Source organism: Sphingosinicella sp. BN140058 (genome assembly GCF_004135585.1).
In the GTDB taxonomy this organism is placed as follows: Bacteria; Pseudomonadota; Alphaproteobacteria; order Sphingomonadales; family Sphingomonadaceae; genus Allosphingosinicella.
Genome location: NZ_CP035501.1, coordinates 1,336,244 through 1,358,947 on the forward strand (window position 1 = coordinate 1,336,244; position 22,704 = coordinate 1,358,947).

Annotated in this window: 21 protein-coding genes; 16 read left to right on the top strand and 5 right to left on the bottom strand. The window is 67.5% G+C overall.

Annotation, left to right across the window (positions count from 1 at the left end; translation table 11 throughout):
* Nucleotides 1-216 precede the first annotated feature (216 nt).
* The gene (locus ETR14_RS06060; protein ID WP_129383826.1) at nt 217-2,391 is read right to left on the bottom strand and encodes a PAS domain-containing protein; all 2,175 of its coding nucleotides are present in this window, start codon (nt 2,389-2,391) and stop codon (nt 217-219) included.
* Between the two features lie 321 nt (nt 2,392-2,712).
* On the opposite strand from ETR14_RS06060, the gene ETR14_RS06065 reads away from it, so the two are divergent.
* Both ETR14_RS06065 and ETR14_RS06070 read left to right on the top strand, forming a co-directional pair.
* The gene (locus ETR14_RS06065; protein WP_129383827.1) at nt 2,713-4,143 is read left to right on the top strand and encodes a DEAD/DEAH box helicase; all 1,431 of its coding nucleotides are present in this window, start codon (nt 2,713-2,715) and stop codon (nt 4,141-4,143) included.
* Between the two features lie 92 nt (nt 4,144-4,235).
* Complete coding sequence (locus tag ETR14_RS06070; protein ID WP_129383828.1) at nt 4,236-6,266, top strand: TonB-dependent receptor; 2,031 nt, start codon at nt 4,236-4,238, stop codon at nt 6,264-6,266.
* A 1-nt stretch (nt 6,267) separates the two neighbouring features.
* Here the strand turns inward: ETR14_RS06070 and ETR14_RS06075 are convergent, their stop codons facing one another.
* From ETR14_RS06075 to ETR14_RS06085, 3 genes are read right to left on the bottom strand one after another with little or no spacing between them, the layout of a single operon-like run.
* Entirely contained in the window at nt 6,268-7,074 is an 807-nt protein-coding gene (locus tag ETR14_RS06075) for a hypothetical protein (protein ID WP_129383829.1), read from the bottom strand.
* Between the two features lie 6 nt (nt 7,075-7,080).
* The gene (locus ETR14_RS06080) at nt 7,081-8,325 is read right to left on the bottom strand and encodes a cytochrome P450 (protein WP_129383830.1); all 1,245 of its coding nucleotides are present in this window, start codon (nt 8,323-8,325) and stop codon (nt 7,081-7,083) included.
* An 11-nt stretch (nt 8,326-8,336) separates the two neighbouring features.
* The gene (locus tag ETR14_RS06085; RefSeq protein ID WP_129383831.1) at nt 8,337-10,172 is read right to left on the bottom strand and encodes a di-heme-cytochrome C peroxidase; all 1,836 of its coding nucleotides are present in this window, start codon (nt 10,170-10,172) and stop codon (nt 8,337-8,339) included.
* A gap of 434 nt (nt 10,173-10,606) precedes the next feature.
* Between ETR14_RS06085 and ETR14_RS06090 the strand changes: the two genes are divergently transcribed.
* The 13 genes from ETR14_RS06090 to ETR14_RS06150 all read left to right on the top strand — a co-directional run bounded on the left by ETR14_RS06090 (nt 10,607) and on the right by ETR14_RS06150 (nt 21,228).
* Complete coding sequence (locus tag ETR14_RS06090; RefSeq protein ID WP_243455784.1) at nt 10,607-11,299, top strand: L,D-transpeptidase family protein; 693 nt, start codon at nt 10,607-10,609, stop codon at nt 11,297-11,299.
* Between the two features lie 96 nt (nt 11,300-11,395).
* Entirely contained in the window at nt 11,396-11,962 is a 567-nt protein-coding gene (locus ETR14_RS06095) for a manganese efflux pump MntP family protein (RefSeq protein ID WP_129383832.1), read from the top strand.
* Nucleotides 11,963-12,019: 57 nt separating this feature from the next.
* The gene (gene argC / locus ETR14_RS06100; RefSeq protein WP_129383833.1) at nt 12,020-13,021 is read left to right on the top strand and encodes an N-acetyl-gamma-glutamyl-phosphate reductase; all 1,002 of its coding nucleotides are present in this window, start codon (nt 12,020-12,022) and stop codon (nt 13,019-13,021) included.
* Complete coding sequence (argJ, locus tag ETR14_RS06105; RefSeq protein WP_165356335.1) at nt 13,018-14,178, top strand: bifunctional glutamate N-acetyltransferase/amino-acid acetyltransferase ArgJ; 1,161 nt, start codon at nt 13,018-13,020, stop codon at nt 14,176-14,178. Before argC ends, argJ begins: the two co-directional genes overlap by 4 nt.
* On the top strand, nt 14,175-15,044 hold the full coding sequence (gene argB, locus ETR14_RS06110) for an acetylglutamate kinase (RefSeq protein ID WP_129383835.1): 870 nt from the start codon (nt 14,175-14,177) through the stop codon (nt 15,042-15,044). Before argJ ends, argB begins: the two co-directional genes overlap by 4 nt.
* Complete coding sequence (gene argF / locus ETR14_RS06115) at nt 15,041-15,904, top strand: ornithine carbamoyltransferase (RefSeq protein WP_165356336.1); 864 nt, start codon at nt 15,041-15,043, stop codon at nt 15,902-15,904. The genes argB and argF overlap by 4 nt, the downstream gene beginning before the upstream one ends.
* A gap of 11 nt (nt 15,905-15,915) precedes the next feature.
* Complete coding sequence (argR, locus tag ETR14_RS06120; RefSeq protein ID WP_165356337.1) at nt 15,916-16,389, top strand: arginine repressor; 474 nt, start codon at nt 15,916-15,918, stop codon at nt 16,387-16,389.
* A gap of 69 nt (nt 16,390-16,458) precedes the next feature.
* Entirely contained in the window at nt 16,459-17,685 is a 1,227-nt protein-coding gene (locus ETR14_RS06125; RefSeq protein ID WP_129383838.1) for an argininosuccinate synthase, read from the top strand.
* A gap of 316 nt (nt 17,686-18,001) precedes the next feature.
* Entirely contained in the window at nt 18,002-18,724 is a 723-nt protein-coding gene (locus ETR14_RS06130) for a DUF6683 family protein (protein ID WP_371416807.1), read from the top strand.
* 310 nt (nt 18,725-19,034) lie between these two features.
* Nucleotides 19,035-19,562: a DUF1003 domain-containing protein gene (locus tag ETR14_RS06135; protein WP_129383840.1), complete on the top strand. Its 528-nt coding sequence runs from the start codon at nt 19,035-19,037 to the stop codon at nt 19,560-19,562.
* A 193-nt stretch (nt 19,563-19,755) separates the two neighbouring features.
* Nucleotides 19,756-20,433, top strand: a complete 678-nt coding sequence (locus ETR14_RS06140) for a glutathione S-transferase family protein (RefSeq protein ID WP_129383841.1) — start codon at nt 19,756-19,758, stop codon at nt 20,431-20,433.
* 64 nt (nt 20,434-20,497) lie between these two features.
* Entirely contained in the window at nt 20,498-20,758 is a 261-nt protein-coding gene (locus tag ETR14_RS06145; protein ID WP_129383842.1) for a helix-turn-helix domain-containing protein, read from the top strand.
* Nucleotides 20,758-21,228 (top strand): SRPBCC family protein, encoded by a 471-nt coding sequence (locus ETR14_RS06150; RefSeq protein WP_129383843.1) that lies wholly within the window; start codon nt 20,758-20,760, stop codon nt 21,226-21,228. Before ETR14_RS06145 ends, ETR14_RS06150 begins: the two co-directional genes overlap by 1 nt.
* An 18-nt stretch (nt 21,229-21,246) precedes the next feature.
* Here ETR14_RS06150 and glpX read toward each other — a convergent pair whose 3' ends face one another.
* The gene (glpX, locus tag ETR14_RS06155) at nt 21,247-22,233 is read right to left on the bottom strand and encodes a class II fructose-bisphosphatase (RefSeq protein ID WP_129391428.1); all 987 of its coding nucleotides are present in this window, start codon (nt 22,231-22,233) and stop codon (nt 21,247-21,249) included.
* A gap of 65 nt (nt 22,234-22,298) precedes the next feature.
* Between glpX and ETR14_RS06160 the strand changes: the two genes are divergently transcribed.
* Nucleotides 22,299-22,694, top strand: a complete 396-nt coding sequence (locus ETR14_RS06160) for a hypothetical protein (protein ID WP_129383844.1) — start codon at nt 22,299-22,301, stop codon at nt 22,692-22,694.
* Nucleotides 22,695-22,704: the final 10 nt, after the last annotated feature.

Below are 22,704 nucleotides of genomic sequence, written 5' to 3' on the forward strand. Positions count from 1 at the left end.
CCGCACGAAGTGCGGTGAAGGGGCAGCAACCAGAGAGGCGCATCCGCCGGCCATGCTTCTTATCCTCCCTGTCGCCGCAGGCGATGGGGAGGGGGACCATGCGAAGCATGGTGGAGGGGCCATCCGGCGCTGGAGCTCCTTCACCACCCGTCGGGTGATCCCCTCCCCATCCGCTTCGCGGACTGGGAGGATTGTCGATCGAAAGGGGAAGCGCCCCTATCCCGGCAGCCGTGCCTCCAGCACGCAGACCACGCCTTCGGGCGCGAAGTCGATGCGGGTGGTGCCGCCGAATTCGGCCGCCAGGGCGCGCTCGATCATCCGCGATCCGAAGCCGCGGCGGCTCGGCGCCGCCACCCGGGGTCCGCCCGTTTCGCGCCAGGTGAAGTGCAGCCTGTCGCCGTCCACGCGCCAGCGCACCAAGACCCGGCCCTCGGACGCCGAGAGCGCGCCATATTTGGCGGCGTTGGTGCACAATTCGTGGACCGCCAGCGCCAGCGCGACCGCGGTCTTGGCCGGGAGCCGCAGGTCCGGTCCCTCGATCGACACGCGGCCGCCGGTCTCGAGCGGGGCGAGCGCATCGGCAAGGACATCCGCGATCGACGCCGCCTCCCAGCGCTCGCGGGTCAGCAGATCGTGCGCGGTCGAGAGCGCGGTCAGCCGCCCCTCGAAGGCGCGGCGGGCCGCGGCGGGAATGTCGGCGCCGCGAAAGCTCTGGTGGACGATCGCCTGGACCAGAGCGAGGATGTTCTTGACCCGGTGGTTGAGCTCGTTGACCAGCAGCCGCTGATGGTCCTCGGCGGCGCGCCGCTCGGTCACGTCCATGTTGGTGCCGACCATGCGGAGCGGCGTGCCGTCGTCCGCATAGAGGAAGCGGCCGGAGCCTTCGATCCAGCGGACCGCGCCGTCGGGGCGGCGGATGCGGAAGCCGAAGTCGAGCCGGTCGCGCCGCGCCGCCATCGCGCCGGCCATCGCCGCCTCCATCGCGGCCCCGTCCTCCGGCACCACGCACGCCGCCCAATCGGCGATGTTGCCGCCGAAGCTGCCCGCCGGCAGCCCGAACAGGGCTTCCTCCTGCGCGCTCCACACCACCTTGCCGGTCTGTACGTACCAGTCGAAGATGCCGATGCCGTGGGTGGTGACGGCGAGGTCGAGCCGCTCGGCGACTTCCGCCAGCGCCTCGCTCGCAGCGCGCTCGTCGGTGACGTCGCGGAAGGTGCCGACGACGTAGCGCGGCCGCCCGTCCGGGGCTCGTTCGACGGCGCCGACCGCGTGCAGCCGGCGGACGCCGCCGCCGGGTTGAACGACCCGATATTCGACGTCGTAGATCGGAGTCTCGCCGGCGAGCGCGGCGGCGAAGGCAGCCTCCGTCGCCGCGCGGTCTGCCGGGTAGAGCAGGCCGCGCCACTCGGTCAGCCCGACCGCGCGGCCCCTGGCCGAGATGCCGAGCATCCGCGCCGAATAGTCCGACCAGCCGCCGGTGCCGCTGTCGACGTCGAACCACCAGGAGCCGAGCCGCCCCGCCTCCATCGCCACCCGCAGCCGCGCCTCGCTGTCGCGGTTCGCGGCCTCCGCCCGCTTGCGCTCGGTGACGTCCAGGATCGTGCCGACCGAGCGCAGCCCGGCAGCATCCGGCACCATCCGTCCGGTCACCGCGATCCACCGGGTCTCGCCATCGTCGGCGCGAACGATGCGGAACTCGCGCCGGAAGTTTCCCTCGCCGCCGACCGCGCCGAGATGGTCGGTCAGCACCGTCGCCGCATCGTCCGGGTGAATGCGCTCGCGCCACATCGCGACGCTGGCGCGGCCGTCCGCGGCCGGCGCGAGGCCGAACATCGCGAACACCGTGTCGGACCAATAGCCGGTGCCGGTTTCGAGATTGATGTCGTAGATGCCGGCCCCGGTCGCCTCGACCGCGAGCTGCAGCCGCGTCTCGGTCTCGGCATGGGCGGCACGGTCGGCCCGCTCGCGGGTGACGTCGCGCTGGACGCACAGCCAGTGGGTACCATCGTCGAGAGTGACCGCGGTGATCCGCGCTTCCGTGACGAAGTCGGTGCCGTCCTTGCGCCGATTGTGCCACGCGCCCTCCCAGGCGCCGTCGCGGCGCAGGCAGGCGATCACGTCGGCGACGCGTTCGTCGTTGGCGGTGCCCGGCTCCGCATTCAGCGTCGACACATGGCGGCCGATCAGCTCGCCCGGCGCATAGCCGAACATCCGGTCTTCGGCGGCATTGGTGTAGACGATGATCCCGGCTTCGGTGGACAGGCTGACGCCCTCGGTCATGTTCTCGACGATCAGCCGGTAGCGGGCGAGGTCCGCATCGGCGCGGTCGCGGATCGGGTGCGCCGCGGCGCTCTCCGGGCCGGGCACCGGCCATTCGTCGCTGTCGGCCATGGCGCCCCCCTTCGCCGCCGAATGTATGCCGAAGCGGGGTCGCTGGATAGAGGCGCGAACCGGCCGAGCGTCCGATCCACGGCATCGGCGTTCGGCCGCCGACCGCGCGGCGCCGGCGCGCGACTTGACTTTTCCGGGTCAGTCGACCACATGGCCGTCAGCGAAGCATCATTGCAGCGTGAACTGGCGCCCGGCGCCCGGCTCTGCTTCGTCCTTTTCTGACGTCCTCCCTTTTCACGCGGGTCGGCAAAAACCCGCCGCGTTTCCGCGCGCCCTTTTGGCAGCGCGAGGGGACGCCGCTTATCTGGAAGTCTTCTCTCCATGTCATTCGAAACGCTCGGGCTGTCGCAGCCCGTCCTTCAGGCGCTCGCGCTCAAGGAATATACCCAGCCCTCGCCGATCCAGGCGCAGGCGATCCCGATCCTGCTCCAGGGCCGTGATCTGCTCGGCATCGCCCAGACCGGCACCGGCAAGACGGCGGCGTTCATGCTGCCCTCGATCGATCGGCTGACCGCGTCGAAGAAGCGGCCGGCGCCGCGTTCGTGCCGGATGCTGGTGCTCGCGCCCACCCGCGAGCTCGCCTCGCAGATCGCCGAGAGCGCCCGCGCCTACAGCCGCTTCTCGCACATGTCGGTCGCCACCGTGTTCGGCGGCACCTCGATCAACAAGAACCGTCAGGACGTGCAGCGCGGCGTCGACGTGCTCGTCGCCACGCCGGGCCGTCTGATCGATCTCATCGAGCAGCGCGCCCTCAATCTCGACAGCGTCGAGATCCTGGTGCTCGACGAAGCCGACCAGATGCTCGATCTCGGCTTCATCCATGCGCTGAAGCAGATCGTTCGGCTGCTGCCGACCAAGCGCCAGACCTTGTTCTTCTCGGCGACCATGCCGAAGGCGATCCGCGAGCTCGCCGACAAGTTCCTGACCGATCCCGCCCAGGTCTCGGTGACTCCGGTCTCCTCGACCGCGGAGCGGGTCGATCAGTTCGTCACCTTCGTCAACCAGCCGGAGAAGCCCGCTCTGCTGACGATGATGCTGCGCTACGGCTTCGGTCCGCAGGGCTCGATGGACCGGGTGCTGATCTTCTCGCGCACCAAGCACGGATCCGATCGTATCGTGAAGCAGCTCGCCGCCAGCGGCATCGCGTCCAACGCCATCCACGGCAACAAGAGCCAGCCGCAGCGCGAGCGTGCCCTCGGCGAGTTCAAGTCGGGCAAGGTCAAGATTCTGATCGCGACCGACATCGCCGCCCGCGGCATCGACGTGTCGGGCGTCAGCCACGTGATCAACTTCGATCTGCCCAACGTGCCCGAGCAATATGTCCACCGTATCGGCCGCACCGCGCGTGCCGGCGCGGCCGGCGTCGCCATCGCTTTCTGCGCCGAGGATGAGCGCGCCTACCTCAAGGGCATTGAGAAGCTGACCAAGCAGAAAATCGCGATCGAGCCGCTGCCCGACAATTTCCTCGGCGAGGCGAGCAAGATCCGTAACCAGGTCAAGGCCCATCCGGAGGCCGCCGCGGCGGTCGAGCGGGAGGAGCGCTACCAGGAAGGCGTTCGCAACGGTCGCCCGCCCAAGCGCTTCCACGCCAAGCCGGCTGGTGCCGGCGGCGGCGGACGCGGCGGTCCGGGTGCCGGCCGCGGCGGCCAGGGTGCCGGTCGCGGTGGTCCGGGCGGCGGCGGTCGCGGTCGCAATGGCGGCGGCCGCAGCCAGGGCGCCGGCCAGGGTCAGGGTCGCCGCGAAGCACGCTGATCCCCAATCGCTTTCGAGATGAGCCCCTTTCCCTTTGCGGGAGAGGGGCTTTTTCGTTTGCGTGCGTCCCGTCTCTGCTTCAGGCGCGCCGCATGCGTGCCCTGCTCCTTCCGTTCCTCCTGACCTCCACCGCTGCCGTTGCCCAGGCCGACCAGCGGGAGATCGTCGTCACCGGCCGCGGCCTCCAACCCGCCGCAGGCGAGGAGGTGTTCGATACCGTTATCCTTGACCGGAGCCGCTTGCAGACCAGCGCCTCCAACCGGCTCGAGGATCTGCTCCGCGACGTGCCCGGGTTCCAGCTCTTCCGCCGCTCCGACGCGCGCAGCGCCAACCCGACCAGCCAGGGGGCGACCCTGCGGGCGCTCGGCGGCAATGCGTCGAGCCGGGCGCTGCTGATCCTCGACGGCGTGCCGCAGACCGATCCGTTCGGCGGCTGGGTGAGCTGGCCCGCTTACGATCCGCAGCGCCTCGGCGAGGTGCGGGTGACCCGCGGCGGCGGCAGCGGCGCCTACGGGCCGGGCGCGCTCGCCGGCACCATCGAATTATCGAGCGCCGACCCGATCGAGGGACTCACCGCCGACGTCGCGTATGGCAGCCGCGACAGCGTCGACGCGCATGCCGGCCTCGGACTTGCCGCCGGTGGGGGCTTCGTCACCGTCGCGGGCGCTTATGCCCGCGGCGACGGCTTCGTGCCGATCGTGCGCGAGGATCGCGGCGCCGTCGACCGCCCTGCTCCCTACGAGCAAGCGGGCCTGGCCGTGCGTGCGGTCGCACCGCTCGGCAACGAAGTCGAGCTGCAGGCGAGCGGGCTCGTCTTCCGCGACGAACGCGAGCGCGGCACCTTGTACAGCGGCATCCTGACCAAAGGCGCCGATGCCTCGCTGCGGCTGGTCGGACGGCGCTGGACCGCGCTCGCCTACCTCCAGACCCGCGACTTCACCAACAGCTTCGCCAGCGTCGCTGCCGGCCGCAACGCGGTCAGCCAGGCGTCCGAACAATATTCGGTGCCTTCGACCGGGCTCGGCGCACGGGGCGAATGGCGGCCGGAGATCGGCGCGATCGACCTTCGTCTCGGCGCGGACTGGCGGGCGACGATCGGCGAGACACGCGAACTCTATTCGTTCGTCGCCGGTGCCGGCACCCGCGGCCGCGTCGCCGGCGGGCGCACCGACACGGTCGGCGGCTTCGCCGAGGCGAGCTGGCGGACCGATGCGCTCACCCTGACCGCAGGTGGCCGCATCGACCGTTGGTGGATTACGAACGGTGTGCTGGGCGAGCGCGTGCTCGCCACCGGGCAGCAGCTCACCGACACGGACTTTGCCGATCGTTCCGGCTGGGAGCCGACCGGCCGCGCCGGCATCGCGTTCCGTCCGGGCGCCGGCATCACCCTGCGCAGCGCCGGCTATCTCGGCTGGCGATTGCCGACCCTGAACGAGCTCTACCGCCCGTTCCGCGCCGGCACCGATGCGACCGCGGCCAATGCCGAGCTCGACCCCGAGCGGCTGAAGGGCGTCGAGGCTGGTATCGACTGGGAACCGGCGAAGCGCGTCCGCATCGGCGCCACCCTGTTCGCCAACCGCCTCGACGATGCGATCGCCAACGTCACCCTCGGCCGCGGCCCCGGCACCTTCTCCGGCGTCGGCTTCGTCGCCGCCGGCGGCGAATATCGTCAACGGCAGAATCTGGAGTCGATCACGGCCCGCGGCCTGGAAGTGGACGCGTCGGCCCGCCTGGGTGCCTGGTCGCTGGCGGGCGGCTGGTCGTGGGTCCACGCCCGGGTAGAGGCCGACGGATCGGCAGCGCCACTGGATGGGCTGCGTCCCGCCCAGACGCCCAAGCACATGCTCTCGGCCACGCTCGGCTGGGACGGCGGCGCCGGGCGGAATGCAAGCCTCGCAGCGCGGTGGGTGAGCCGGCAATATGAGGACGATCTCAACAGCCAGAGCCTGCGCGGCGCCTTCACCCTCGATGCGGCGGCGGCGTGGCCGCTGACCCGGCACCTGTCGCTGCAGGCGCGCGCGGAGAACCTTACCGACGCCCGCGTCGAGGCGGCGATCAGCAGCGACGGCATCGTCGAACGCGCCACCCCGCGCACCCTGTGGATCGGTCTACGGCTGCGCTAGCTCAGCCGAGACCCTTGATCACCGAGTCGACGGTCACCGCGACGTTGTTGACCGGGCGGACCTTCTGGCTCTCGGACGTCCAGCCGAAGCTTCGTCGATAGTCGAGACGGTCGAAGACGTAGACTGGCCTCGACACGAACAACTTCGGGTCCTCGTCTCCCGAAAGCTCGAAAAAGGCGACGGGCACCGCGATGCACTCGCCGGCCTTGAGGGCGCCGAGCTTGACCGCCGCGCTGCCCGGGCTGGCATCGCCGAGGACGCCGCTGATGCCGATGAAGGCTTCATAATCGGGCGGCCCGCGATCCGCCGGGGCCGGGATTGCGGGGCCTTGAGAATCGCGGCTGAACGGATTGGCCAGGCGCTGGCCGCGCAGCACGACGTCGCGGGCGAGCGCGGCGCCGTCGTTGCGAATGACGATGTAGACGACGGAGCCCTCCCGCGACAGCGGTGCGCCGTTGGCAAGCCGGGCGCGGGCGGGGCCGGCTCCTTTGACGCCCTGGGCGGCGAGATAGGCGGTGCGCAGTTCGTTATCGAGGATCCCGCATTTGTACGGCTCCAGCCGGCCGGTGCGCTTGACCTGCTCCAGGTCCGGATCGCCGTCCTGCTCGGCCATGCGCGCCGGCACGATCAGATATTGCTCGGACAGCAGGGCGCGCTCGCCGAAGAATTCCGCATAGGCCTTGTGCGCGCCGACGCCGGCGTTGATCAGCAGCGACAGCGCGCTGACGATTACCAGCAGCGGATGGTTCTCGATCGCCGCCTTGAGGCCGCCGCCGCCGCCCGCCTTGCCCGTTGGCTTGCGTGCCACCGTTGCTCAGGCCGCCCAGCGCAGCGCATAGTGTTCGGGGACGCCGCCCTGATAGACGATCGGCCCTTCCTGGCGGATGTCCGGCAGCAGCAGCACCTGGCGGACGATTTCCGGCACCATCACCGAGGCAATCGCACGGCCGAGGCATTCATGATGTCCGTAGCCCAAAGTGAAGGTCTGGTAGAGGCCGCGGCGGCTGTCGAACTCGAGCGGGTTGGCGGTGCCGGCCGCATCGAACATCGCCGCATGGGTGCAGGCCATCACCGTCGTGCCCGGCTTCACCTCGACCGCGTGCGGCGTATCCCCGGCGAGTATGGTGGGCGTGTGGCAGGTGCGGAAGAAATAGGGAAAGGCCGGGTTGAAGCGCAGCGCCTCGAACACGAAGCCGTCGAACGCCTTGGCATCGCCCGACCGCGCCGCCGCCTTGGCGCGCTCCAGCACGTCAGGGCGGGACAGCAATTCGGCGAGGGCATTGTTGACGACGTGCGAGGTCGTCTCGACTGCGCCGATCAGCAGCCCGCCGGCGTTGAACAGCACCTTCTTCAGCGGGAATTTGACGCCTTTCGAGAAGGACAGCCGCACCAGCCGCGACACCGAATCCTGACGATCGCCGCCGAACTTCACCTGCAGCACCCGCTTCAGCAGCACCCGCCCGATGTAGAAAGCGAGATGAATGTTGGCGCGCTTGCGCTCGGCGACGATGTGATCGGGATCGGGGGTGACGTCGCGGTCGAACGGCTGGTTGTGAAACGCATCCTGCTGGTTCCAATAGGACCATTCGGTCAGCTTCTTCGCATTGCCGCCCTGGAAGCCGAAGAATTCCTGGACGAGCGAGACCGGGACGGCACGAGTCAGCGCCTGCGGCGCGTCGATCGCTCCCTGCCCCTCGCGCAGCAAGGCGGCGGCGCGTTCGCCGACGAACTTGCGCATCGCCGGCAGATCCTCGAAATCGAGGATCGACTTCATGATCGACTTTTCCCGCCAATGATCGGCAGTATCGTCCTGCGCCATGAAATAGTCGCCCTGCTTGGGCTTGTAGAGATCGACTCCGAAATCGTTCCAGCGGCTGAGCACGAGGGTGCAATCGACGAAGCGGGTGATGAACACCATGTCGTCGGGAAGCTGCAGCACCGGCCGTTCGCTCTGCAGCTCGGCGAAGAAAGGCTGACGCTCGCGCATCATCAGTTCGCGCACCAACGGCCATTTGTCCGCGGCGGGCGCCGCGTCGATCATGTTGAGAAACTTCCCCACCCGAACCCCCTTCAGAGCGTCTTCAGATATTCGACCAGCGCGCGCCGCTGATCGTCGTTGAGCTTGTCGACGCCGTAGACGTGGCCGCTGTTCGAATTGCCGCGGAGCGTGGTGTCGAAGCGGAAGCTGTTGCCGGGCGCGGCTGCATCCTGGCGGTAGCCGACATTGGCGACGTCATATTCGCGCGTGCCGAGCTGGAAGCTCTTCGGCCGGTCGGCGGGCGCCCGCATCAGATCGAACAGGCTCGGCACCGAGCCGTTGTGGAGATAGGGCGCCGTCGCCCAGACGCCGTCGAGTGGACGTCCCTTGTACGCGAAGGGCGGCACCGCGTTGATGTTCGGGTTGTTGGCCGCGTAGCATTTTTCCAGCCGCGCCTGATCGGGATCGACAGTCGCCGTCTCGATCTGCGGCGGAATCCGGAAGCCGATGAAGGTGGTGGCGATGATCTCGGCGATCTGCTTCCACTTGGCGAGAAGCGCCCCCTTCACCGTGGTCGCCAGCATCGAGGCGAGCGGTGCCGTCTCGCCATAGGGATCACCGTTGATATAGCCCTGCTTGCGGCCTTGCAGACGCCCGGTCTTGGCCTGGTACGTGATCGCGTTGCAGGCCATCCACGGATCGGTGTTGTTCGCCGCCTGGGGGCCACCCGGGCGAAGCGGAGTCATCGTCACCTTGTAGACGGAATCGCCCTGGGGCGGCGTGATGTGGCAGGCGTCGCAATTGAGCTGGTCGAACAGGTCTCGCCCGCTCGCCGCCATCGCCTGGCGCTGGGCCGCGCTGACGGCGGGATCGTCGAAGCTGGCAGGCCATTTCGGCGCCTTGGCGTGGCGCAGCTGGACTTCGAGCCAGTCCAGATTGGTGACGTTGAGGCTGGACGGAAAGCCGCCCATCGACGGCATCGGCTTGACGATGACGTCGCCGAACACGCCGATCACTTCGCCGGCGTTGCGGCCGATTGCGCCGAAATCGACATAGCGGTCGCCGCCGAGGCCGATCCGGCCGCTGGTGACGATGCCGTTCCACTGGAGGCGGTCCTGCCGGTAGATGTCCCACAGGAAGGGATAGCTGACCGGCGCATCGGAGCTGTTGGCGGTCTGGCCCGGCGCATCGGCGAGCAGGGCCACCTTGTTGAAGATATGGCCGAAGGCGTCGAGGCGGGCGAAACCGTAGCGGATCGGCGCCTGGGCGGCACCGCCATTGTTCATCCGGTCGATCGCCGCCTGCCATTTGATCAGCGCATCGAGCGCCTGGGTCAGCATCGCGCGGTTGGCGGGATTGTCCTCCTTCAGGACCTTCTTAGCGAAACGATCGAATTTCGCGGCATCGTTCCGGGTTGCGACCAGGGATCGATCGAGCGCCTCGATGAAGCTCTGGAAATCGAGCAGGCTCGGGCCGCCGTCGATGACGTGGAGCTCGCCCTTGTAGCTCAGCTGGGCGGTGTGGCAGGCCGAGCAATTGAGGCCGATCCACGGCTCGTCCTTCTTCTGGCCCTGATACCAGCGAAGCTTGCTGAAGGTCAGGCCTTCGTCATTCTGCTTGTCCACCGCGAAGCCGGCCGGAAGCGCATCCTTGCGCGTCAGAAAGCGGAAGCTTTCCAGATTGGCGTCATCGCGGAACGGCCGTTCGCTCTCGGCCTGCTCGAGCGCGTTGAACCATTCGAACGGCATCAGGCGGGAGCCCTGGGTCGCCTCATACCATTTGGTGCGGCCTGCTTCGGTCCATCCGGTGTCGGTGAAGTCCGGGCCCGGCGGAAGTGGCTTGCCGTCCGGTTTGCAGGCGACTGTGCCCGCCAGCAAAGCCGTTGAAAGAAACAGGCACGCGACACGTACTCTTCCGGTGGAAATCATCTTCCATCCCCCCTTCAACGCCTCGGTTCGCCGCAGGCCCCGTGCGACGTCCAACTCGAATGTGCCTCAATATCGGACGCGCGCCAAGTGCCCGCGCGCAGATCGCACCAAAGCGGAGCTAAAGTTTTGTGTCGCCACCGATTTTCACCGCGGAAGACGCAGGCTCCAAGCTATCTGTTATTGCGAGACCTCATTGCGGATCTGCCGAGTCGGTGGATGTCCAATGAAATGCGTCGCGTTACATCGGAAATCGATGCGTCACTGATCCTACGACAAGCGCCGCTCCACTTGATGCCGGGAGGCTGCCGACTTGCCAAAGCCGGCCGCTTCACCGCATCCGCGGGAATCGTCCCGAACTGCGACAGCGTGCCAAAGGGGGCTTGGCGGGACAGCGCAACAGGCAGAAGGGAGCCTCAGACACGAGGAAGACCCTGATGCTCACCCGCCGCCTGTCTCCGAAGCTGATCCTGTTCGCAGGGATGACCAGCTTTCTCGCGGCCGCGCCGGCGCCCGCGCCCGGCGAGCGGCACGATAGCCGGCGTGCCGTCGCGGTGCATGCCGCACCGGCAGCAAAGCCGAGCGCGACACCCCCGGCCGGATTGCAGTTGCGGGCCCGGCGCCCCGATCCTGCCGCCCCGCCGGAGCCGGTCGCGCTCGCCCCGCCGGCGGCCCCGATATTCGCGGTACGCTCCATCCTCGCGCTCGATCACCCGCTGGCGGCCGGAGACTATGCGTGGAGCGACGAGGGCGTTCCCGAGGGCCCGCTGACCATCGTCGCGGATCTCGCCGCCGAGAAGCTCTACGTCTATCGCGGCGGCATCGAGATCGGCCGAACCTCGATGATCAGTGGCTGGGGCGACAAGCCGACGCCGCTCGGCGTGTTCCCGATCCTGGAAAAGGACCGCGACCACGTCTCCAACATCTACGATGCGCCGATGCCGTTCATGCTCCGCCTCACCTGGGACGGGATCTCTATCCATGGCAGCGTCGTCAGCGACGATTATGCGACCCACGGCTGCCTCGGCATTCCCGACGAATTTGCCGCCACTTTGTTCGCGCAAGCGAAGAGGGGCGATTACGTGCTGGTCACCCGCGGCTGGAAGGCAAACGGCGCCGGCCGCGCTTGATCGTACGGGCATCCGGCGACACCGCGATCGCCCCAGGTGGAAATCGCGCGACGACCCCTCTATAGCGTTAGTGGATATCGGGCGGCGGGGTTCGGCGTGACGTTTACGACATGGTTGATGCTGGTGGCGCTCGCCGGGGCGCTGGCCGCCGACGCGTTCGCGGTCGCCTTGTGCCAGGGAGCGGTCGCCCGTCCGGGGCTTCGTGGCGCGGTCCGCATCGGGGCTGCGTTCGGTGCGGCGCAGGCATTGATGCCGTTGCTCGGCTGGTCGCTCGGCATCGCCTTCGCCTCCGCGATCCGGGACGTCGACCATTGGCTGGTCTTCGGTCTGCTCAGCGTCCTCGGCCTCAAGACGCTGAAGGAAGGGCTGAGCGACGGCGAGTCCGATTGCCGCACCCTTTCGGGCTGGACCCTGCTCGGCGCAGCCGTTGCGACCAGCATCGACGCGGCGGCGGCGGGCGTCACCCTGCCCTCGCTCGGCACCCACGTCATTCTCGCCTGCGCCGTGATCGGCGGCGTCACCCTCGGTCTTTGCGCGGCCGGTGTCTTCCTGGGCGCGGCCGGTGGGCAGAAGCTGGGCAAAAAGGCCGAGATCATCGGCGGTCTGGCCCTGCTGCTGATCGGAACGAAGGTTCTCGTCGAGCACGTCTTCTTCGGCGGCTGACCGCGTAACGATCGAGTGCTTGCATAGTTATGCACGAAGTTGCATAGCGCCACCCCCATGATTCGTACAGCCATCCTAGGAGCCTCGGGCTTCGTCGGTGCGGAGCTGCTCCGCCTTTGCGCTTCGCATCCGGAGCTCGAGCCCGTTCGCCTGTTCGGCGACAGCCAGGCCGGGCTCCGCCTCGACGCCGTCCACCCGCAGCTTGCGCTCGCTTATCCGGATCTCCTGGTCGAGCGCTACGCCCCGGAGCTGCTGGCGGGGGTCGATCTCGTCTTCGCGGCCCTGCCGCACGGCCATTCGCAGCGTGTCGCACCGGACGTGATCGCGCGCGGCATCCCGTTCGTCGATCTCGGCGCGGATTTCCGGCTGTCCAGCGCGGACGAATACCGGACGTGGTACAAGGAAGAGCATCAGGCGCCGGAGCTGCTCTCCCGCTTCGTCTACGGCATTCCCGAGCTGCACCGCGACGCGATCGCCGGATCGAAGACGGTCGCCGCGGCCGGCTGCTATCCGACGTCGGCGATCCTCGCCCTGCGGCCCTTAATCGACCTGGTCGACCCGACGACGATCGTGGTCGATGCGGCATCCGGCGTCAGCGGCGCCGGCAAGGGCCTGAAAGACGAAACCCACTTCAACACGGTGGACGAGAATTTCACCGCCTACGGCCTGCTCGGCCATCGGCACACCGCCGAAATGGAGATGGCGCTCGATGCGCGGGTTCTGTTCACGCCGCACCTCGCGCCGATGAACCGGGGGATTCTCGCCACCTGCTACGCGACGGCCAAGGGACCCTGCGATCCACTCGCGGCGTTGAAAGAGGCTTATGCAGGCGAGCCCTTCATCCATGTGTCGGAACGCGCGCCGTCGACCAAATGGACGCTCGGTTCGAATGCCGTCCATCTCACCGCCCGCTACGACGAACGCACCGGCCGGGTGCTGGCGATCGCAGCGCTCGACAATCTCGTGAAAGGAGCCGCGGGACAGATGATCCAATGCGCCAACCTGATGCTCGGCCTCGATGAAGCGGCCGGTCTCGCCAAGGTCGGGATCTGCCCGTGAGCGTGACCGCAGCCGAAGGGTTCGTCGCGTCCGGTGTTCATGCCGGAATCAAGCGCCGCCGCCATGACATGGCGCTGGTCGCGACCGAAGATCGCAAGCCGGTCGTTGCCGCAGCCGTCTTCACCCAGAACAAGTTCTTCGCGCCGCCCGTGGCGGCGAGCCGCGCGCGCCTGGAGGCGAATGGCGGCCGCGCCGCGGCGATCATCGTCAATTCGGGCAACGCCAATGCGGGCACCGGCCCGGCCGGGCTCGCCGACGCCGAGGCGATGTGCGCAGCGACGGCGGACGCGCTCGGCATCGATGCGGGGGACGTGCTCGTCTGCTCGACCGGGATCATCGGCAACCCGTTGCCGATGGACAAGATCCTCGCCGCGACGCCCAAGCTTGCCAAGAAGCTGTCCGTGGACGGTGGCGAGGACGCCGCCAAGGGCATCCTCACCACCGATCACGTCGCCAAGGAAGCCGTGGTCCGCGGATCGACCTTCACGCTCGGCGGCATGGCGAAAGGCTGCGGCATGATCGCGCCGAACATGGCGACCATGCTGGCCTTCCTGACCACCGATGCGGACGTCGATGCGGCCGAGCTGAAGGCGATCCTGAAGACTGCGGTCGACCGCACCTTCAACACCTTGAACGTCGACGGCGCCACCTCGACCAACGACACCGTCATCGTCCTCGCCAGCGGCCGCCGCGGCAAGCCCGACATGGCGGAGTTCGCGGACGCGGTGCACAAGGTCTGCGAGGATCTCACCTATCAGATGGCGAAGGATGCCGAGGGCATGACCAAGATGGTCGCGCTTCGAGTCACCGGCGCGACTTCGGACGAGCAGGCGCGGATCGCCGCCAAGAACATCGCCGAGAACAATCTGGTGAAATGCAGCTGGTACGGCAGCGATCCCTATTGGGGCAGACTGCTCGGTGCCGCCGGATCGGCCGGAATCGACTTCGAGGCCGAGAAGACCAGTGTCGCTTATGGCGGTATCGTCGTTTCGCGCGCCGGTACCAATGCCGATCATGATGCCGACGCGGTCGCGGCGCACATGAAGAACGAGCGGATCGAGATCGAGGTCGCGCTCGGCCTCGGCTCCGGCGCGGCGCAGGTGATCGGCATCGATCTCGGCCCGGGCTACATCAAAGAGAATAGCAAGACCTCATGACCACGCCCAATCACACGGCCAGCGTTCTCGTCCAGGCCCTGCCCTATATCCAGCGCTTCCACGGCAAGGCCGTAGTGGTGAAATTAGGCGGCGCCGCGATCGATGCCGAGCTCGACCGCGCGCTCGCTCAGGACGTGCTGCTGCTGCGCAGCGTCGGCGTTCGCTGCGTGCTCGTCCATGGCGGCGGCCCGCAGGTCGATACGATGATGCGGCGGGTGGGCAAGGAGCCCGAATTCCGCGACGGCCTTCGCGTCACCGATGCGGAGACGCTGGAGATCGTCCGTATGGTGCTGGTCGGCAAGATCAACCGCGATCTCGTCGGCACGATCAACCGCGAGGCGCTGGAAGATCCGGTCGCGGTCGGCGTTTCCGGCGAGGACGGTGGACTGCTTCAGGTTGTCGCGCGCGAATCCTCGCTCGGCTTCGTCGGCGACGTCGATTTGGTCCGCGCCTCGGTTCTGCATCGTCTGCTCGACGAAGGCCTCGTGCCGGTCGTCTCGACGATCGGCGCCGATGCTCAGGGCCAGCCCTACAACATCAATGCCGACGAGGCGGCGCGGGCAATCGCGGTGGCGATGGCGGCGGAGAAGATCGTCTATCTGACCGCAGCGCCGGGTCTGCTCGAGGACGTCAACGACGAGAGCTCGCTGGTCCCGCGGCTGACCTCGGCCGAACTGCGCGAGCGCATGGGCCACAGCAGCGTCAGCCGCGGCATGATTCCGAAGCTCCAGGCTTGCGCCGATGCGGTCGACGGCGGCGTCGGCACCGCCCACATCATCGACGGCCGGGAGCCGCACGCCTTGCTCGTCGAACTGCTCACCGACGAGGGGATCGGAACCATGGTCAGCCGGGAGAAAAGGTGGTGAGGGATCTTCTGACCATCGCCGAACTCGGCCGCGCCGGGCTGGAGGAGATTCTTGCCCTCGCCGAGCGCAGCGATCTCGGTGCGCCCCTCGCGGGCAAAGGCGTTGCCCTGGTCTTCCAGAAGCCGAGCGCGCGCACCCGCAACTCGATGGAGATGGCGGTCGCCCAGCTTGGCGGCCATCCCGTCTACATCCAGAAGGAAGAAGTCGGGCTCGGCACCCGCGAGAGCGCCGAGGACGTCGCGCGCACCCTCGCCTGCTATCACGAGATCATCGCCGCGCGGGTAATGGACCATCGCGATCTCGAGCGAATGGCGGCAGCCACGCCCAAGCCGGTGCTTAACATGCTGTCCGATCGCTCGCACCCGCTGCAGGCGCTTGCCGATCTGCTCACCGTCAAGCAGCTCACCGGCCGTCTCGAAGGCGCCAGGCTCGCCTATATCGGTGACGGCGACAACAATGTTTGCCGCTCGCTCGCAGAGGCCGCATCCTTGGTCGGCGCCGAGCTCGTCATCGCCTCGCCCGAAGGCTACGGCCTGCCCGAGACGATCGATCGGGTGCGTCAGGTCACGGATCCGGCGGAGGCCGTCGAGGGCGCCGAGATCGTCTACACCGACGTCTGGGTATCGATGGGGCAGGACGACGAAACCGAGACCCGTCTCAAGGCTTTCGCACCCTACCAGGTCGACGAGGCCTTGATCGGCCGCTGCCCTGAGGCCTGGTTCCTCCACTGCCTGCCCGCCCGGCGCGGCGAGGAAGTCACCGACGCGGTGATGGAATGCGGCAAGAGCGCGGTCTGGCGGCAGGCCGAGAACCGCATGCACACTGCGCGCGGTGCCCTCGCCTGGATGCTCGAGGGCTGAGCGGACGGGCGATGACCGACGCACGCGCCAAGCGCCAGAAGGCCATCGCCGAGCTCATTCGGGCGGAGCCGCTCGCCAGCCAGGAGGACGTCACCGGCCGCCTGCGTGCGCACGGTTTCGCGGTCACCCAGGCAACGGTTTCGCGCGATCTCGACCGCATGGGTGCAGTCAAGGTGAAGCGCGGCGGCGTGATGACCTATGCGCTCCCCGATCAGCTCTCCGACAGCGACTGGGCGGCCTCGCGCCTGCGCAAGATCGTGTCGGAATGGGTGCAATCGGTCGAGAAGGCAGGGAACCTGCTGGTCCTCAAGACTCCGCCCGGCTCCGCGCACCTGGTCGGACTCGCGCTCGATCAGGCCAGGCTTCCGGAAGTCGCCGGCACGATCTGCGGCGACGACACTCTGTTCGTCGCCGTGCGCGACGGCATCGATCCTGCGCTGATCGAGAGACGTTTCCGCGAACTGGGCGGAGCGTCCGAGAGCTGAATTCTCCGGCGGGCAAGACCGCCATCAACACCCTGCCGCGACGAAGCGGCGCAGAAGACAGGAACTGCCATGAGCCTTGCTCCGCCCAAGAAAGTCGTCCTTGCCTATTCGGGCGGCCTCGACACCTCGATCATTCTCAAGTGGCTGCAGACCGAATATCGCGCGGAGGTCGTCACCTTCACGGCCGATCTCGGCCAGGGCGAGGAAGTGGAGCCGGCGCGACGCAAGGCCGAGCTGCTCGGCATCAAGCCCGAGAATATCTTCATCGAGGACGTGCGCGAGGAATTCGTCCGCGACTACGTCTTCCCGATGTTCCGCGCCAACACCGTCTACGAAGGCCTGTACCTGCTCGGCACCTCGATCGCACGGCCGCTGATCGCCAAGAAGCAGATCGAGATCGCACGCAAGGTCGGCGCCGACGCGGTCTGCCACGGTGCCACCGGCAAGGGCAACGACCAGGTTCGGTTCGAGCTCGGCTATTACGCGCTGGAGCCCGATATCCGCGTGATCGCGCCGTGGCGCGAGTGGGAGTTCGGCAGCCGTGAGGCGCTGATCCGCTTTGCCGAGGATCACCAGATCCCGATCTCCAAGGACAAGCGCGGCGAAAGCCCCTTCTCGATCGACGCGAACCTGCTCCACTCCTCGTCCGAAGGCAAGGTGCTCGAGGATCCGGCGGTGGAGGCACCGGAATATGTTCACCAGCGCACGATCGCCCCCGAGGACGCGCCCGACAAGCCGACGATCATCGAGATCGGTTTCGAGGCCGGCGATCCGGTATCGATCGACGGCGAGATCTTGTCTCCCGCCGCATTGCTGACCCGCTTGAACCAGCTCGGCCACGACAACGGCATCGGCCGGCTCGATCTGGTCGAGAACCGCTTCGTCGGCATGAAATCGCGCGGCGTCTACGAGACACCGGGCGGCACCATCCTGCTCGCCGCTCACCGCGGCATCGAATCGATTACCCTCGACCGCGGCGCCATGCATCTCAAGGACGAGATCATGCCGCGCTATGCGAGCCTGATCTATAACGGCTTCTGGTTCTCGCCCGAGCGCGAGATGCTGCAGGCGCTGATCGACAAGAGCCAGGAGCACGTTTCGGGCAAGGTGCGGGTGAAGCTCTACAAGGGCAACACCACCGTGATCGGCCGCGAGAGCCCGCTCGCCCTCTACGATCAGGATCTCGTCACCTTTGAGGAAGGATCGGGCAGCTACGACCAGCGCGACGCCGCCGGCTTCATCAAGCTGAATGCGCTCCGTCTTCGCATCGCGGCCAAACGGGCGCGGCGCGGCTGAGACGCGCACCTTCCTGACACCGCAAGGTTCGGCTCGGCGGTTCCGACCGCCGGGCCGAACGTGTTTCCGAGCGACGGCTTGACGCAGATCCGGCGCCGCCACGCTCCTGTCCGATGCTCGGCTTGGCTTCCGACTCCGTCGCCTTGTCGAGACGATCCGGCACTGCAGCCGCGGAACTTCGTTTCGGGTTCGCGATGTTTGCAGGCGGTGAGGACGCCGCGCTATGCTGGGGCCGGTGGGTCGCAGAGCGAGCGCCCCCAGATGGCATCTGCTGAGAGGGAGTGACAGGATGATCACACGACGGCCCGCGCTTCTCATGGCTCTGGCCGGACTTGCGCTCGCGGCACCGGTCAGCGCACAATTCCTTCCAGGCACCTCACCGCTTGACCTCAGTGTGCAAAGCCGCGCGTTGACGAGCTCGGTGATCAACAGGAATTCGTTGCGCGCCGCGGAACAGCGGCGGAGCACACCCGGCCGCCCGACGCCGGGGCGTCGTCAGCCCACCCGCGGTGCGGACGAGGCACTTTCGGACGCCCGCTTTCCATTCCAGGCCAATCCCGCGCTGCGGCAGCAAGTGCTGAAAGAGTTCGTCGCCAGGGCGAGCCGCCATAGTCCGGAGGCGGCAAAGGCCGTTGCGGCGGAAATCGGCCGCCCGAGCTTCGAACAGTCGTACGCCACTGCCGTGCGCTCCCACGGACTTTCGCCCAACGATGCGGCAGACGTCATGGCGGTCTATCTCATCACGGGATGGGAGATCGTCAACGGAACGGATTCGAACGATACGGCACTCCGCGCAGTCCGCCGCCAGGTTGCCGGACAGATGGCGGGCAGTGCCGCGATGCGCGATCCGACCGCACGCGCCCGCTTCGCCGAAGAGTTGAAGATCATCACCCTGCTGTTCGGCAGCAGCGTCGAGAATGCTCGGCGAGAAGGCAACCGCGCGCAATTCGCTGCCGGGGTCGCCGCCCATTATCGCCAGGCGCTCGGCCGCGATCTGCGTGCCATGCGGCTCACCGCGCAGGGCTTTTCCGGCGGCTGACTCGCATCGTGCCGCCTGCTGACCAAGAGAAACCATGCTCGGCGCAGGCCGATCGTCTGCCTGGGCGACTTCGCCAGACACGGCACGTCGCTCGCTGACCAAAGATCCCGCAGCGGATCGGGAAGGTGCAGCGGAGCCCGGCAGGATCATCGCAGAATGCTCGCTCATCCGGCAGTGCGGTTGGATGCCGCAAGGATCAACGAAGCTGACTCGGCGCTTGGGGCGGAACACGCAAAGTCAAGCTGCGCTGCGCACGGAACTGCATTTGCTTTCGCCACGTTTGAGGTGACCTCGAAAGGCGACGTAAAGCATGGACGGACCGACCGTACCGCCCCCTGAGCCCAGCTCTCTCAACACTGCGCTGGCGCGCAACATCGAGGCGTTGCGAAGGCGCCGTGCGGATGAGGAAGCATCCGCCAGCACGCAGGAGCGGGTGGCGGGAGCGATCACCCGGTTCACCGGAAGCATGCGCTTCGTCTACCTTCATGCGGCGGCCTATGGCTTCTGGATCGTCGCCAACCTGGGCTGGGTTCCGGGCGTTCCGCGCTGGGATGCGACCTTCGTGGTGCTGGCGATGATGGCTTCGGTGGAAGCCATCTTCCTGTCCACCTTCATCCTGATCAGCCAGAACCGCATGTCGGCGATCAGCGAAAAGCGGGCCGAGCTCGACCTGCAAATCAGCCTGCTTGCCGAGCATGAAGTAACCAAGCTGGTCGAGATGGTGTCTGCGATCGCCGATCGGCTGGGAGTGAGCTCCGGTGGTGACGTCGAAGAGCTCAAGCGCAACGTCGCCCCGGAAGCCGTGCTCGACGCGCTCGAGCGTGACGAACCCAGCTGATACGACGAACCCGGCAACACGACGATCCATGCGCATTTTCGGGCGCTCAGGGCTCGCTTGGCCCATTCTGTCCGACCCCCGGCATTATCCGCGCAGGCCCGCATCCGAAACTTAGCCTTGCCGGAAAGTTTCTGTTGCAATCCGGACCCTGGTCGAATACTTAGCTTGCACGGAAACTTTCTAAAGATCGCCGATGGCTCTGATTCTCCATGCGCATCCGCTGTCCTCCTGCTGCTGGAAGGTGCTGATCGCCCTCTACGAGCAGGGCACCCCGTTCGAGCAGCGCATGGTGAATCTCGGCGACGCCGACGCGCGCCGCGGGTTCGAAGCCTTGTGGCCGACCGCCAAGATCCCGTTGCTGGAGGATGACGGCGCCGTCGTGCCCGAGACGTCGATTATCGTCGAGCATCTCGAAATTCATCATCCAGGTCCGAAGCCGCTGCTCCCCATAGACGAACCCGTGCGGCTGCGCGCGCGGTTGTGGGACCGGCTGTTCGACCTCTACGTCATGACTCCGATGCAGCGCTTCATCGCGGAGCTGCTGCGCTCCGAGGGCGAGCGCCATGTCCGCACGCAGCAAGAAGCCCTAGCCGCCCTTGCCTCCGCTTACGATCTTATCGAGGCGCGTCTTGGTGCCGATCCCTGGGCGGCAGGGGCCGATTTCACCATCGCCGACTGCGCGGCCGCGCCCGCCTTGTTCTACGCAGCGATCGTCCAGCCGTTTCCGCCATCCCACGCCACCCTCTCCGGCTATTTCGATCGGCTGATGGATCGGCCCTCGGTGCGGCGGGTAATCGCCGAGGCGCGGCCATGGTTCTCCTATTTCCCACTGGTCGGCGACATCCCGCAAAGGTTCCTGGCAGATTCCTGAGCTCCGCTCCGAAGCGGCGGTCGACCGCCTGTTCGTCGCGCTTGCGGATCGAAGCCGGCGCCGGATGATCGACCAGTTGAGCCGCGGACCGGCTTCGGTCAGCGAGCTTGCGCGACCGCTCGGGATCGCGCTGCCCTCGGCGCTCAAGCACCTGTCGGTTCTGGAGGCCGGCGGGATCGTTCGTTCGGACAAGGTCGGGCGAATCCGCACCTATCGGATTGCTCCCGACGCCTTCGGCGGGATCGAGGCGTGGGTTGCGGCGCGCAAGGCACAGTGGAACCGCCAGTTAGACCGCCTGGCAGACTATCTCGACGGAGAAGAGTGATGACCCACCGTTCGGCCGCGCACACCAGCTTCGTTCTGGAACGCCGGTTCACCGCATCCCCCGCGCGCGTCTTCCGCGCCTGGTCCGATCCGGTCGCGAAGCAACGCTGGTCGGATTGTCATGCCGAGGTCGGCACGATCGAGTACAGCATGGACTTCCGTCCGGGCGGGCGCGAAATCCATCGTGCGATGCTGCCGACCGGCGCACTGCAGCGGATCGAGAAGGTGTTTTTGGAGATCGTTCCCGACGCCCGCATCATCTTCGCTTATGCGATGGAAGCCGGCGGCCGCTCTCTTTCCGCTTCACTCGTCACCACCGAGTTCGTGGGCGACGGCGGAGGCACGCTGCTCAGGCTGACCGAACAGCTCGCCTATCTCGACGGCCACGACGATCTCGAGGAACGAATGCGGGGCACGGCCGAAGGTCTCGATCGCCTGCTGCTGGAAGTCGAAGACCTACCCACCGCCTGACGATCAGGCGAGAGCCGATCAGCCCTGATGGACGCCGGGTTCGTGCCGGTGCTCGCCCTTCACCCAGCGCACAGTACCCGTCGAGGCGCGCATCACCACGCTCTCCGTCGTGGTGGCATTGCGGCCGCGCTTGACGCCAGCGAGCAGGGATCCGTCGGTCACCCCCGTCGCCGCGAAAATCACGTCGCCGCGGGCGAGATCGTGAAGATCGTAGATGCGATCGAGTTCCTCGACGCCCCAGCGTGCCGCACGCGCCCGCTCCGCATCGTTGCGGAAGACCAGGCGGCCCTTGAACTGTCCACCGACGCAGCGGAGGGCTGCGGCCGCGAGCACGCCCTCGGGCGCGCCGCCCTGGCCCATATAGAGGTCGATCGTCGTCTCGGGGTTGCTGACCGCGATCACCCCGGCAACGTCACCGTCGGGGATCAGCTGGATGCCGCAGCCAAGGGCGCGCAGCTCCGCGATCAAGCCGGAGTGGCGGGGGCGATCGAGCACGCAGACGATGATATCGGCCGGGTCGACGCCCTTGGCCGCAGCCACCGCCCGGACATTGTCCGCCGGGCTCTTGTCGAGGTCCAGAACCCCATCGGGGTAACCCGGGCCGACGGCGAGTTTCTCCATGTAGACGTCCGGCGCGTTGAGCAGGCAGCCCTCTTCCGCGATGGCCAGCACCGCGAGCGCATTCGGACCGGCCTTGGCGGTGATCGTGGTGCCTTCCAGAGGATCGAGCGCGATGTCGATCCGGGGGCCCGTACCCTGGGCGGCGCCGACCTTCTCGCCGATGTAGAGCATCGGCGCCTCGTCGCGCTCGCCTTCCCCGATCACCACGGTGCCGTCGAATTCGAGCTGGTTCAGCGCTTCGCGCATCGCTTCCACCGCGGCATGGTCCGCCGCCTTCTCGTTTCCGCGTCCGACGAGCTTGGAGGCGGCGACCGCGGCAGCTTCGGTCACCCGGACCATCTCGAGCACCAGAACGCGATCGAGAACGTGGCTTGCGGTCACCATATAATCTGTCATCCTCTTTCAAGCCCCCGAGGCGGCGATAGGCGAGGTCCATGACAAAGTCGAGAATGGCGCTTGTCCTCCTCGTCGCCGTGCCGGCGCCCGCGCTCAGCTTGCCGCCGGCGATCCAAGTGTCCGAAATCACGGCCGAACAAGCGATCGAAAAGCAGCGCCGGCTGCTCGTCGAAGGCTCCGGGATCGACTGCGCGCGCGGTGGCGGTGAAGAAATCGTCGTCTGCGGACGTCGAGGGCCGGATCGTGATCGCGAGGCGCTCGCCGGCCAGAGCGTCGCCGGTGCCCGGGTCGGGCTTCTGCCTGGAGAGCCGGCCTCCGGCCTGGCCGCGATGGGCGCGGGAGACCGAACCTGCGCGGAGAGCCGCCGCTGCGGCGCCTATGTGGATTTCTTCAACGTCGGCAAGGTCCTCTACAAGCTTGGCGAACACCTGCTCGGCCGCGACGACTGATCCACCTTCC

What these genes read in the sequence shown, in the direction of transcription:
- ETR14_RS06070 (WP_129383828.1), top strand. Translation starts at nt 4,236, where the DNA reads ATGCGTGCCCTGCTCCTTCCGTTCCTCCTGACCTCCACCGCTGCCGTT.
- ETR14_RS06085 (WP_129383831.1), bottom strand. Translation starts at nt 10,172, where the DNA reads ATGATTTCCACCGGAAGAGTACGTGTCGCGTGCCTGTTTCTTTCAACG.
- ETR14_RS06160 (WP_129383844.1), top strand. Translation starts at nt 22,299, where the DNA reads ATGGCGCTTGTCCTCCTCGTCGCCGTGCCGGCGCCCGCGCTCAGCTTG.
- argB (WP_129383835.1), top strand. Translation starts at nt 14,175, where the DNA reads ATGACCACGCCCAATCACACGGCCAGCGTTCTCGTCCAGGCCCTGCCC.
- ETR14_RS06145 (WP_129383842.1), top strand. Translation starts at nt 20,498, where the DNA reads ATGATCGACCAGTTGAGCCGCGGACCGGCTTCGGTCAGCGAGCTTGCG.
- glpX (WP_129391428.1), bottom strand. Translation starts at nt 22,233, where the DNA reads ATGGTGACCGCAAGCCACGTTCTCGATCGCGTTCTGGTGCTCGAGATG.
- argR (WP_165356337.1), top strand. Translation starts at nt 15,916, where the DNA reads ATGACCGACGCACGCGCCAAGCGCCAGAAGGCCATCGCCGAGCTCATT.
- ETR14_RS06060 (WP_129383826.1), bottom strand. Translation starts at nt 2,391, where the DNA reads ATGGCCGACAGCGACGAATGGCCGGTGCCCGGCCCGGAGAGCGCCGCG.
- ETR14_RS06150 (WP_129383843.1), top strand. Translation starts at nt 20,758, where the DNA reads ATGACCCACCGTTCGGCCGCGCACACCAGCTTCGTTCTGGAACGCCGG.
- ETR14_RS06090 (WP_243455784.1), top strand. Translation starts at nt 10,607, where the DNA reads ATGCTCACCCGCCGCCTGTCTCCGAAGCTGATCCTGTTCGCAGGGATG.
- ETR14_RS06130 (WP_371416807.1), top strand. Translation starts at nt 18,002, where the DNA reads ATGGCTCTGGCCGGACTTGCGCTCGCGGCACCGGTCAGCGCACAATTC.
- ETR14_RS06125 (WP_129383838.1), top strand. Translation starts at nt 16,459, where the DNA reads ATGAGCCTTGCTCCGCCCAAGAAAGTCGTCCTTGCCTATTCGGGCGGC.
- ETR14_RS06065 (WP_129383827.1), top strand. Translation starts at nt 2,713, where the DNA reads ATGTCATTCGAAACGCTCGGGCTGTCGCAGCCCGTCCTTCAGGCGCTC.
- ETR14_RS06135 (WP_129383840.1), top strand. Translation starts at nt 19,035, where the DNA reads ATGGACGGACCGACCGTACCGCCCCCTGAGCCCAGCTCTCTCAACACT.
- ETR14_RS06140 (WP_129383841.1), top strand. Translation starts at nt 19,756, where the DNA reads ATGGCTCTGATTCTCCATGCGCATCCGCTGTCCTCCTGCTGCTGGAAG.
- argC (WP_129383833.1), top strand. Translation starts at nt 12,020, where the DNA reads ATGATTCGTACAGCCATCCTAGGAGCCTCGGGCTTCGTCGGTGCGGAG.